This is a genomic window from Nostoc sp. ChiQUE02 (genome assembly GCF_034531305.2).
Taxonomy (GTDB): Bacteria; Cyanobacteriota; Cyanobacteriia; order Cyanobacteriales; family Nostocaceae; genus Nostoc.
Window position 1 is genome coordinate 1 of sequence record NZ_JAVRBN020000093.1, and the last position, 12,212, is coordinate 12,212.

10 protein-coding genes and 1 pseudogene are annotated in these 12,212 nt (G+C 39.7%); 6 read left to right on the forward strand and 5 right to left on the reverse strand.

What is annotated here, in order from left to right; genetic code table 11:
• Positions 1-41: 41 nt before the first annotated feature.
• From dinB to RM347_RS34715, 3 genes and pseudogenes are all read right to left on the reverse strand, one after another.
• Entirely contained in the window at positions 42-1,100 is a 1,059-nt protein-coding gene (dinB, locus tag RM347_RS34705) for a DNA polymerase IV (protein ID WP_322721455.1), read from the reverse strand.
• A gap of 120 nt (positions 1,101-1,220) precedes the next feature.
• Complete coding sequence (locus tag RM347_RS34710; protein WP_428850672.1) at positions 1,221-1,901, reverse strand: SDR family oxidoreductase; 681 nt, start codon at positions 1,899-1,901, stop codon at positions 1,221-1,223.
• A 9-nt stretch (positions 1,902-1,910) separates the two neighbouring features.
• Positions 1,911-2,078, reverse strand: a pseudogene (locus tag RM347_RS34715) (winged helix-turn-helix domain-containing protein); the annotation flags it as partial.
• Positions 2,079-2,508: 430 nt separating this feature from the next.
• Here RM347_RS34715 and RM347_RS34720 point away from each other — a divergent pair.
• From RM347_RS34720 to RM347_RS34735, 4 genes are all read left to right on the forward strand, one after another.
• Positions 2,509-2,922: an element excision factor XisH family protein gene (locus RM347_RS34720; RefSeq protein ID WP_292865532.1), complete on the forward strand. Its 414-nt coding sequence runs from the start codon at positions 2,509-2,511 to the stop codon at positions 2,920-2,922.
• The gene (locus tag RM347_RS34725) at positions 2,910-3,245 is read left to right on the forward strand and encodes a XisI protein (RefSeq protein WP_322721688.1); all 336 of its coding nucleotides are present in this window, start codon (positions 2,910-2,912) and stop codon (positions 3,243-3,245) included. Before RM347_RS34720 ends, RM347_RS34725 begins: the two co-directional genes overlap by 13 nt.
• Before the next feature lie 182 nt (positions 3,246-3,427).
• Positions 3,428-4,438: a tyrosine-type recombinase/integrase gene (locus RM347_RS34730; protein ID WP_322721687.1), complete on the forward strand. Its 1,011-nt coding sequence runs from the start codon at positions 3,428-3,430 to the stop codon at positions 4,436-4,438.
• A gap of 3 nt (positions 4,439-4,441) precedes the next feature.
• Complete coding sequence (locus RM347_RS34735) at positions 4,442-5,113, forward strand: hypothetical protein (protein ID WP_322721686.1); 672 nt, start codon at positions 4,442-4,444, stop codon at positions 5,111-5,113.
• Between the two features lie 46 nt (positions 5,114-5,159).
• On the opposite strand, the gene RM347_RS34740 is transcribed toward RM347_RS34735, so the two are convergent.
• Entirely contained in the window at positions 5,160-6,101 is a 942-nt protein-coding gene (locus RM347_RS34740; RefSeq protein ID WP_322721685.1) for a hypothetical protein, read from the reverse strand.
• 547 nt (positions 6,102-6,648) lie between these two features.
• The gene (locus RM347_RS34745) at positions 6,649-7,980 is read right to left on the reverse strand and encodes a Rieske 2Fe-2S domain-containing protein (protein WP_322721689.1); all 1,332 of its coding nucleotides are present in this window, start codon (positions 7,978-7,980) and stop codon (positions 6,649-6,651) included.
• A gap of 452 nt (positions 7,981-8,432) precedes the next feature.
• On the opposite strand from RM347_RS34745, the gene RM347_RS34750 reads away from it, so the two are divergent.
• The gene (locus RM347_RS34750; RefSeq protein ID WP_322721684.1) at positions 8,433-10,955 is read left to right on the forward strand and encodes a filamentous hemagglutinin N-terminal domain-containing protein; all 2,523 of its coding nucleotides are present in this window, start codon (positions 8,433-8,435) and stop codon (positions 10,953-10,955) included.
• Positions 10,952-12,190: a hypothetical protein gene (locus tag RM347_RS34755; protein WP_322721683.1), complete on the forward strand. Its 1,239-nt coding sequence runs from the start codon at positions 10,952-10,954 to the stop codon at positions 12,188-12,190. Before RM347_RS34750 ends, RM347_RS34755 begins: the two co-directional genes overlap by 4 nt.
• The last annotated feature ends 22 nt before the right edge of the window (positions 12,191-12,212 follow it).

A 12,212-nucleotide genomic window follows, 5' to 3' on the forward strand; every position in this document is an offset into this window, starting at 1 on the left:
GCATCGCTGCGCTTATCTTAATGACCAACTTTAGAACCTGTTTAGTTCGTTTGTTCTAACAAAGTTGACATGCTCCCCAAGGAAATGCCCAACAACCTAATACTGCGGTTTTCCAGATCAATCGACTCAAACAGTGTTTTGGCTATCTCAAAAATCGTAGAGAGTTCACTAATGGGAGCAAGCATTGTTTTACTGCGGGTTAGCTGCTGATAATCAGAGAACTTGACTTTCAATGTTAATGTGCGTCCTCGTGTTTCATGCTGCTCCAACCGTTGCTCGACAAGAGAGGCAATCTGTTCGAGTTCTTGCAACATCTGACCGACATCGCTTAAGTCCTGTGCAAATGAGGTTTCTGCACCGATGGACTTCCGAACTCGATTCGCCTCAACTGGGCGGTCATCTTCCGCCCTAGCAATTTTGTAGTAATAATTCCCTGCTTTACCAAAGTGGTGTGTTAGGTCAGTCAGCGATCGCTCCTTCAAATCTGCACTAATATGAATCCCCAGTGAATGCATCTTAGTCGCAGTCACCTCACCGATGCCGTGGAACTTCTCAATCGGCAGTTGCTCTACAAAGGCGATGGCATCCTCCGGTAAAATCACCGTCAGTCCATTGGGCTTGTTCTGCCCTGATGCCATTTTTGCCAGAAACTTGTTAATTGAAACACCTGCGGTTGCTGTCAACTGAGTTTCCTGGAAAATCGCAGTTTTGATGTGTCTTGCCATAGTAGAAGCGTAAGTGATATTTTGCTTGTTCTCAGTAACGTCCAAATATGCTTCATCTAATGCAACCCCTTCCACCAAGTCAGTATAGCGTTTAAAGATAGCGTGGATTGCAGTAGAAATCTCTCGGTAAACGTCGAATCTCGGTCTAACGAATATCAGTCCGGGGCATTTAGCGATCGCAGTTACTGAGGGCATCGCGGAATGAATACCAAACTTACGAGTTTCATAACTGGCGGCTGCAACCACACCTCGCTGATTCGGGCTACCACCGACGACTAACGGTTTACCTCGGTAGCTTGGGTTGTCCTTTATTTCATGGAGCTTTTCAAATTGAAGGGCGTATTGGAGGTGTGATTTACTTCGAGGATATAAAATTTGGCTTGATTGCAGTGTCAGAGGATTATCCAGCTACTAATGTGGTTAAGTATTCACGGTTCTCTGAAATGATTCAACTGTCGGCACCGCAGGGTAACGATTACAATTGAGATTCACTCTTTAATGTATAGTCAAAGGAATCCCGTTATCTTTGGGTTTTAAATTGAGAATAAATGGAACAGCTTTCAATACCCAATCGGACACGGGTGTATAATTAGCAGCTTCTTCTCCAAAGCTAATAGAAAGCATATCAGTATGAATAATTCCTGGATTGAGGGGTATAGCTGCCATACCATTCGGCAATTCTTGTGCCAAAGAACGAGTTAATCCTTCGATTGCCCACTTAGAAGCGCAGTATGGTGCAACTTGGGCTGAAGTCGAACGTCCCCAGCCAGAACTAAAGTTAACAATAATACCCCGTTTGTTTTTCACCATTGCTGGTACGAAATGGCGAATTATATTTGCTACTCCTTTGATATTAATATCTATTAGATCCGAAAATTCTTCAGATGGTATTTCCCACAAAGGTGCTGGATAATTGGTAATTGCCGCATTATTAATTACTATATCTGGCGGAGAATATTTTTGAAGTACGTCTCGGGCCCATTTTTTTACAAGTTGTTCATTTGCCACATCTACAGATGTGAAATCGTTGGTAGCACTAAACTTTTGGCGTATTTTATCGATTGCATCTGATGAACGGGCGCAACCAATAACAGTATGTCCCTGTTGAATAAAACCCTCGGTCATCGCATAACCTAAACCTTTACTTATGCCTGTAATTAAGATGAGCTTAGTCATATTTTTCTGTTATTCCTGTTCTGATTCAACAATTCGTGAGAAAAAATAACCATTACCTCTTGCGGTCAAGATAAATTCTGGGTCGTTGGGGTCGGATTCTACCTTTGTTCGCAATCGTGAAATATGCACATCTACCACACGGGTGTCTGTACTCATCTCTGGTACAAAGCCCCACAAGAACTCTCAACCATCTATTATCTGTTTATTAGGAGTCAAAAGTGCAAAACAGTCTTGAGTTACAGTCATGATTAAGAAGCGATCGCTTAATACTTGCATCTGTGCAACAGATTATGCTGGGGCATCTACCCGAAAAAGATATTTATGTCCAATTAATAAATTGTTGAGCAAGGGACTCGTATTTCCCATCGATTTGGTGTACCTTGTTAATTCTGTGCAAATTATTTATACCTAACTTATTTTGTGTTGTAGTCTTGTATTACTATGTCACTTAAAGCATAATGTGAGCAAAGTCTAGATTTAAAGGATTTATGTGCTGGAGTCGATAGTCAGTACCAAATTGAGATATATGTTTAAATGTTTTACTGGCGAATGACACTACTAACGGTGTTGAGCAGTATTAAGGTTAGTGTGGCTTTGGTGTAAAACTATGGCTCGTGATTTATTCCATAATATTGTGAGGTCTGCATTAGAAAAAGAGGGTTGGGTAATTACAGATGATCCGCTCAATATTAGGTGTGGCGGGGTTGATGTTCAAATTGATTTAGGTGCAGAGCGACTTCTAGCTGCCGAAAAAGCAGGAGAAAAAATAGCAGTTGAAATCAAAAATTTTGTGAGTGCCTCAAAAATTTCTGAATTTCACATGGCGCTAGGACAATTTATTAATTACCGTACAGCATTGCGTGTTGAGGAGCCAAATAGAACCTTATATTTAGCTGTACCGTTGGTAACTTATAACGACTTTTTTAACTTGTTTTTTATTCAAACTGTAGTTAATGAAAACAAATTAAAGCTAATTATTTACAATCTGGAAACTGAGTCAATAGAACAATGGACAAATTAAATGAATACCGGACAAAAGTTAGGCAACTGTTAACTAAATATCTTCAGTACAAGCCTAGTTACGGAGATGTAGAAGTCGAACAGATTTTTGATACAGAACATGACCATTATCAAATTATTAGTGTTGGATGGAATAATCAAAAGCGGATTTATGGGCCAATAATGCATTTAGATATCAAAAATAATAAAATTTGGATTCAACAAAATACAACAGAAGTAGATATTGCTTTAGAACTGATAGAAATGGGTGTACATAAACAAGATATTGTCATTGGTTTTCATACTCCTAAAATGCGTCAGCTATCGGGATTTGCTGTGGAATAAACATAATACAGAACGCAGAATTTTTCCCATTTATTAAATTAATTCTGATTGAGAATGTATTAGTTAATAGCGAGTTATGAGATCGTACCGTCGTAGAAGTCATGACTACCTCACCACCAGATGAGTAGATAAACAGAAAGTTATATTTAATAGTTACCAAGTAATAATTTACACATACCTGAATGAACTACAGTGCAGATTCTTTACCTGAGATCAAACTCATTCCCCTTAATCATGAAGCTCTACATTTCACACAGCTAGGAGAAACTAGAAGATCACCTACTGATATCAGGTGGGTAAAGGTGCTAGAGTTTTTACGCAGCAACAACCTTGCACTCAATAGCCGCAAACTCTACGAACGTGAACTCAAAAGGTTTTTGGCTTGGAGTGAGCTACACTATCATGAACTGCGTCCACGTCATCTTGCGCTATATAAAGAATACCTAAGAGATGAAATACAGACTGATGCAGGTAAACCGCTTTCCAAAAGCAGCATCAATGCAGGAATTGCGGCTCTCAAAAGCTTTTTCAAATGGATGTGTTACACGTATCCTGAAATTATTTCTACTAATCCGACACTGGGGATAAAACTGGAAAAAGTGCCACTGCCACCAGCCCAGAGTTTAACCCCAGAAGAGATGGAACGGGTTTGGTCAGCGTTGGAGTTATTGGGAGAAACAAAGCAACGAGATACAGCACTCGTCCACATCCTTAGTCATGGACTTCGGGCTGGGGAAGTTGTGCAGCTAAATGTTGGCTCATTTGATGGCAAGCTCCTGTTTTTACCGGACACCAAAACCAATGAACCACGCTTAGTGCCACTGCGAAAAGAAAGCCGAGAAGTCGTGGCAGATTATTTACAATTACGCTCACACCAAGGAGAGGTGTTAAACAGCCTTAGTCCACTGATGATTTCACACCATGCTTCGTACAAAGGTGAACGCTTAAGTTATCACGGCATTTACTTCGCTGTAGAAAAAATTGGTGAAATAGCTCACATTGAGGATTTGCACCCTCACTCCTTTCGCCACACCTATGCCACCGACTTATTGCTATTGGGAGTTGACCCCAGCCATGCCCGTAAGCTAACAGGACATCAAAGCGAGAAAGCGTTTCGGCGCTATACCCTTCGCAGCGAACAAGAAGCGGCGATCGCTGCTTACTATCGTGCGATTGGCGAAGAAGCGGAGTAAGGTATGCCCAAGCCGTTAGATCCTAAGTGTCAGTTATGTTCCAAACTACCAACTGCCCAAGCCAAGGTTTTACATGGAACAGCAGGGGACGGGTGTTGGAATCCCAAAGTCTGCCACAATCGCCGCTCATTCTATCGCCACCGCTCCCAGAATAATTCCGCAGAAATTGATGCAATCGCAATCGAACCCCCAGCAACATATTTTGCAGTGCTGTACTTGTATAAAGAATCAGGGGATAAGCCATTGCACGCCTTGGGCGCAGAACTCTGGCTGGGGCAACAGCCTATTTGTCGCTTAGAACCAATTCACTGTTTTGGGTTAACGGCTGGTAAAATACGCGCCTATACAGATCAGGTGTTGCAGGCTTTTGCAAAACAATACAGTGTTTCACTTGTTTTGGCAATGCTTGATGAGGTAACAACTTTAGAAGATGTCCGCAATTTGGCATCAGATGAGGATGTCCAAAAATGGCAGAGCGCCATCGCTAACTACCTGATAAATGTCAAAGATGAGATTTCTTTAGTTAAACTGCAACGTGTGTTGCAAATGCCGATGGTAGAAGTATGGTTGGGATTATTGCTGGGTGGGTTTACACTAGAACAACGTGGTGATTTTTATCACAACCAAAATGTCTGGGTGAAAAGCTCTCCCATCACTAACACTAACCCGATTTGATTTTAAATTTTGAACTTTCAAGCTGCTTTGACACTCAATAAATTCATCACTTCTGCTGCTTCCAAACAAGATTGTACTCTCTCTCAACAGTTGCCAGCAGCTTTGCCTGCAAAGATGACAGATACGGTTTAGCTTGTTTCCCCAATCCCTGCAACAGCCAATCCACAGAAGAGTCACGGCTGGCCACTTGATGCAACTGCCGTAATCTCACACATAGCTGCTGCATGAATTGGCAATCTTCATCAAGCAATTCTAGTAATTTCAGGTGTTCGATTTTTACAGTATGGTCGCCGTCCCAAGCCTGGACTGTACAGCTGTATTCCCCAACGTGACTTACCACTCCCCAATAACCCGCTTTACCTCTCAAGTCTGGGTTATCCTTTGGCAAAAGAATGCATATTTCACCAATATGGTAAGGATTGGGTACTTTCGTGCTTTCGTGTATCCTATCCACTACGTCTTTCACTATGCGACCGGATGGAATTTTATTGCCTGCTTGCTCTACTGCCTGCTGCCAGACATCCGCTTGCACATCTGGTTCCAACTCGGCTTTCGCCAAAAACCGCAATTGTCGTTCGTTAGTCGGCATTGGAATTTGCCGACCAATGGTCGGCAAAAACTTTTGAAGATTCCCATAAACCACAGTAGCCGAAATCTTCAGGTACGCTGCATCACGACTATAATTGAAGCGATCGCGGCAATACTCCTCAAAAGTACGGTGCGTGGAACGGTACAATCTGCGATCCCGCAAGTCCATCAACGCCTGACCTGCTGACAAAAATGCCCTTTCTACCTGACGTTCCAATTGCAAGCGTAAGCTTTGTTCTTCTTCGGTTAGCTCTCTTATTTCAACAGCAGTAACCGTAATCGTTGCTGAGGCTGGATTTTCGTGCGAAGAAGGATCTTTTTTTGCAGAGTTGATGGCTGGCTTTGGTTCACCAGATGCCCCAGGGATAACTTTCTTGCCTCTGGATGGTGGTTTGTTCATTATTCCACCTCCAGGCTGACAGCAGTCGAACAAATATTGAGTTGTGTCATCATGGAAATATAGAGTTTTTATTTATGCCCCCATCCTTTAAACAGGTTGGGGTTTTTCATTGCTTTTTATATTTTGCACCGATGGAAGAATACTTTGACGAAAATCAGTCCAATACCACAGTTAACAAGAAAGACTTCAGAAGTCAGGAACCTGAATTCAATTCTGACTTGTGACAACTGACAACTGACTTCAATTTCAGCTTATTCTAGAAAATACCCTCTTCAGCACATGGGTAAAACAACGGCTAACGCTTGATTATTTAACGGCGGGTATTACATTTTGGATGACTTTATTTGGAGTACAAGAGTCGTTGTTAGAATTTCGCCTGGGTTATCTCGGTCGCTACTGGTTTCTTGCCATTAGTGCTAGCGTACTCCTTCCAGCAAGGCAGAGATACCCCTGGCACAGCATTTGGTGAAGATAGGTACTGCGGAATTGGCGCTATATGTTGAGCTACTTACAAAATTATTAATTTTGTAATTGTTGCCTATTTCTGTTATTTTTGAGCATGAACATAGTCTACAAAGTAAAATTTAGGAACAAGCCAAAATTTGAGCCAAGTGTAAGCTGCTAAACTTAATAGTGCTGTAATAATTAGCGTTAAACCAAGCTTAACTCGAAGCGGATCTGGGAGGATAGCAACTCCTGAAATAGTAATAGCAGAGTATGCCAACAATACCACTTGCAAACGCTGAATCAGCCTTAGCGCTCCTCGGCAGCTACTACAGTGCTGAGTATGTTGTTTGTAGCGATCAAGCAGTACAGTCCGACTGTCATTAATATTTGAGTTTTGTAAGAAATTAATTCCAACTTCATTCCACGGTAAATCCCCATTACAATACTTTTCAAACCAATTTCTAAACTCAATCACTAAACGATCTGCACTTGTAGGTAGCTTGTAGGCAGTTTTCCAGCTTTCAACTAACTTTTTTTGTTGAAAAAAACGTTCTTGCTGATGTAGAAGAATCATATCTCCATCAAGAAGTGGATTCCGAATTATGATGTGTTCTAACCAACGTGGTAATAAACTATAGATTGTTTTAGCAAAATTAATAGGAAATTGAGCCACAATTCTTGATCTGCCTGGAGACACTGGAATGCAGTAAGTGACAATTCCTAACTGCTTTCCAGAACCAACACTAATTGCATATTCTAAGCGGCAAGGTGGTTCAAAAATGATTGTTGTTCGTCCTGAGCTTCTTTCAATAACTGCTTCAATCAATTTTACTGTTGATTTCTCAATATTAATAGGTATAGGTACTCCTTGCTCTCGAATGCCTTGTACTTTATGATGTGCAAAAGGAACATGACTTGGATCTGCCACATTTTCAACAAGAGTTTGCCAATCATATTCCAAGTCGCGTACAAAAGAATCCCAAACAAAACCTTTGCTAGCATCTACTTGAGGTGAAAGAGGTAATGGCGTAGTTGCAGCCTGTTCTGCTGATCTAGCATCTGGCCAAACCCAAAGTAAATCATTTTGCTGACGAACAGGGAATGTAACTGCACAGAAGTTTTTTTGATTCCTAGTAATAATTTCTGGATCTTCTGCTTGGGGAATATATGTACAAACTCCTTGAGAATCAAACTGCCAGCCGTGATAACTACACATCAAATTACCCGTCTTTTCATCAATACGTCCTTCACTTAAGGGAGCAAGGCGATGGGGGCATTGATCTAGAAATACTTGGTAAGCTTTAGATGATTTAGGCTTCCAAATGACTAAGCGTAATCCCAGAATAACAACTGTGGTGGGGCACTTTGGATTGATATCTTCGATAGGAGAAAGCGGATACCATTGTCGAAAAAAATCAAAATCAGATTGTATTTTTGTATTCATTTGAGTAAACAAAAAGTAATTATACGTTTAGTATATGCAACCGCCATCATGAGATATTAATGGTAAGCAGCCAATGAACCGTGAGTGATAACAGATAAATAAATCGTCAAGTGAGGCAATAGCGCTTGGTCAAATGATTGACCAGAGTGAAAAAGCTCAAGATGGCAAGAATTTTGAACACTAATTCCAGATTTGAGTTTTTTCAGGAGTGTTGGGATAATAACTCAGTGCTTATAGATTCTTATCGAAAAGTTGATTACCAAGTTTTGTCAGTGGGGTGTTGCTTGCATAGAGGGGAAGTTCAATGATTGCAATAGATAGAGAGATAACTGATTAATCGCATATATTAACTTCATGGTCAAAATCATTTAAATCATTTGTAGCTAGTTCTTTTTAAACTTTATAATATTTTCGTGTAAAAAAAAAGGATTTAGCTACAGGTGCATAAGACGAAAATTAAAATAGAATGGGGAAAAGCTAGTAATTTTTTATTTAAGGCTAGTATATTATATTACATATTATTTTCAAATCCAACTGCGGCACAAATCGTTCCAGATACTAGTCTTACTAACAATTCTCGCGTCACTAATCAAGGCAGTATTGATATTATCAATGAAGGAACTAGAGCAGGAACTAATTTGTTCCACAGCTTTCAAGACTTTTCTGTTTCTACTGGGAATACTGCTTTCTTTAATAATGCTGCTGATATTACAAACATTATTAGCCGTGTCACAGGCAAATCTGTTTCTAACATTAATGGTTTAATTCGTGCTAATGGAATAGCTAACCTATTTCTGATCAACCCCAATGGAATTATTTTTGGTTCTAATGCTCAACTAAATATTGGTGGGTCACTTGTCGCAACCACAGCCAACAGTATTAAATTTGCTGATGGTAAACAGTTTTTTGCTCAACCCAACCAGAAAGAACCATTGCTAACAATTAGCGCCCCTACAGGGCTAGCATTTAGAGATAATTCAACTGGAACTATTCAAGTTTTAGGTGGCGGACATCGAATTACACCAAATGCAGGTTTATTCCCTACCATAGTAAACAACAATTCAACAGGGCTTTTAGTACAACCAGGAAAGACTTTAGCTTTAATCGGGAGTAACGTAAATCTGGAAGGTGGCATTATAACCACTCCAGGGGGACAATCTGAATTGGGTAGTGTAGGATCTGGTTTTGTTGACCTCAAATCCAATAACCAAGGATGGACTTTTGATTACGAAGGAGTTCGCAAGTTTGAAGATATTCAGTTATCGAAACAAGCTTTAATCAATGCTAGTGGTACAGGCGCTGGAACAATTCAGGTACATGGAAATAATGTCCATCTGACAGACGGTTCAACAATGTTGATTCAGAATTTAGGCGAGACTTCATCTGGAAATATCAATATTAATGCTTCTAGGTCTTTGGTTTTGGAAGGAACTTCTCCAAATGGCAATATTTCTAGTAGTATACTCACGGAAACAGTAAATACTGGAAAAGGTGGCGATCTAAAAGTTTTTACCCAACGATTAACGCTTCAGGATGGAGCAAGAGTAGGAGCAGGTTCATACAGTAACGCTTCTGGAGGTAACGTAACTATTAATGCCTCTGATTCTGTACAATTGTTAGAAAACAGGCTTGCTAATCCTTTTCGTCGTGGAGATACTATTAGCTTAATCAGTGCTGCTACTTTCGCTTCTGGGCAAGCAGGTTCTGTTCAAATGTCAACAGATCAGCTACGAATTACTGATGGAGGAACAGTGGCATCATCAAGCTTCGGAACTGGAGATGGAAACAACGTTATTGTCAATGCAGATTCTATTGAAATTACAGGGATAAAACCAGAGCGTTCTGCTCCAAGCACCATAGCAGCAGCAGCTTTTAATGCTGGAAATGCTGGAAGTATAAACATAAATACATCACAATTGCGATTGAAAAATGGAGGTATAGTTAATTCTGTTGCTTTTTCTACTGGAAATGCTGGCAGTATAAATATTAATGCTGAAAACTTTATAGAAGTAAGTGGAAAAGCTTCTAACTCTCAACCTAGTTTTATAAGCTCATCTGCCAATGTTGCAAATGAAACTGTCAGAAAAATATTTGGACTACCTTTGATACCAACTGGTTCTGCTGGAAATATAACCATTGACACTCCTCTTTTAAATGTCAACCAAGGAGGTTTAATTAGCGTAGCAAATGGAGGTTTGGGTGATGCAGGAAGACTTGAAATTAAGTCCAATACGATTAACATTACAAACAACGGAGGCGTTACCGCAACCACTACTGCCGGACAGGGTGGTGATATTAATATTACCTCAAATAATATTTTTATACGCAATGGAATTATCTCTACAACTGCTGGTCAGCAAGACACAAATGGTGATGGTGGCAACATCAATATCAACACAAATATCCTAGTTCTTGCGGAAAACAGTAGCATCACAGCTAACGCTTTTAAAGGACGAGGCGGAAATATCCTGATAAATGCTCGTGGATTATTTTTCTCTCCCAACAGTAAAATTACAGCTAGTTCACAATTCGGATTGAATGGTGACGTTCAGATCAACGGCTTTTACGTTGACCCTAATGGTATTGAGTCCGTACCAGAAGGACTTGCACAAAGTCCAAAAGTTGCATCAGCTTGCCAGGGACAGTCAGACGTGGCAGAAAGTGAATTTGTTATGAGTGGCGTGGACAGATTACCTCTGAGTCCTAACGATGTACCACCTATTAAACCAACTTGGCAAGATAATTTTGTTTCTAGTCAGGTCAACAATAATTCAGAGGAGCCAAAATTGCAAAAACAAGCAACACAAATTGTAGAAGCTCAAGGTTGGGTGCAAGACTTTTACGGGAATGTGATCTTAACGGCAGAAGCAAATTCAGCAACACCTTATGCTGCGTCGTTCGCTAGCTTATGTTCTGAAGAAAATGTGTCAAAAAGTACTATAACAACCCATGCCCAGCAATGATTAAACGCCGAGACTGGTTTAAGTATGTATTTTCAAGCATTCTAGGGTTATTAACAGTTGTAGGCAAGCCATCCATTATCGCTGCTCAAGCTGTAAATAAAGAAGCACAAAAACGTAATCAAGCGCGACTACTAACCCAAATAGGAGAAAAGTATTTAAATGAAGGACGAGCATCGGAGGCTCTTGAGTCTTGGAAAACAGCCACAAAAATTTATCGTCAACTTGGCTACGAAGAGGGTATTACTGGCAGCTTAATTAACCAAAATCTTGCTCTACAAGCTTTGGGTTTAAATCGTTTTGCTTGTAACACACTATTACAAGCTCTAAAGCTAAATACAGATACTAAGATTTGTGCCATCTTGCCACAACAGTCTACTGAATTTACAACAAAACTATTGATAGCAGCGATTGATAGTCAAAAACATTTGCCAGTAAATCTATTTGCATGGCACAACTTAGGAGATGTCTTGCGCTTAATTGGTAAATTAGATGAATCAAAGGTTGTTCTAGCAAAAACACTATCAATTGCTCAAAAAACGTCCACTGTTGATAATCATGAGATTTTGCTGTCATTAGCTAATACTCATGAAGCTATTTATAAGCAAGCACGAAATAAATATTATGAAGTAGAAGAACCAGATTTTAAAAATGAAATTTTGGAGATGATTCAGCAACAAGCACTCAATTCACTTGAAATTTATCATCAAGTGAATCTGGTGTCAGCAAATTATCCGGTAACACAATTAAAATCTCAACTGCATCATTTTAGCCTGCTAATAGATTTTGATAACTTCTTAACAACAGAGTTAAATTTAGGTAATTCAAAATTAGTTGAGATTCGCAATCAAATTCAACAACAAATTCAACCATCTGTTAACATAATTTTAAAAAATTCTTCTACATTCTCTCAATTATCAGCTACCCAACTTGTTTATACTAAACTCAATTTTGCTAATAGTTTAAGTCAAATTCCAGATCAGCAATTACGTTCATTAGCTATTGAATATGGTCAGTCCGCTTTGCAAACAGCTAAAAGTACAAGTAATCAGCGAATCAAGTCTTACAGTTTTGGCACTCTGGGTAAATTACAACCAGAAAAATCAGAAGCATATTTTTTAAAAGCTTTAAGTTTGGCTCAATCAATTCAAGCAGAAGATATTGCTTACCAATGGCAACAACAGCTAGAACACCGATTCAGTAATCAGGATGAAGTAGCAGACTGCTCAGTAGCATGAGTAAAATTTTTGGCAAGGACAT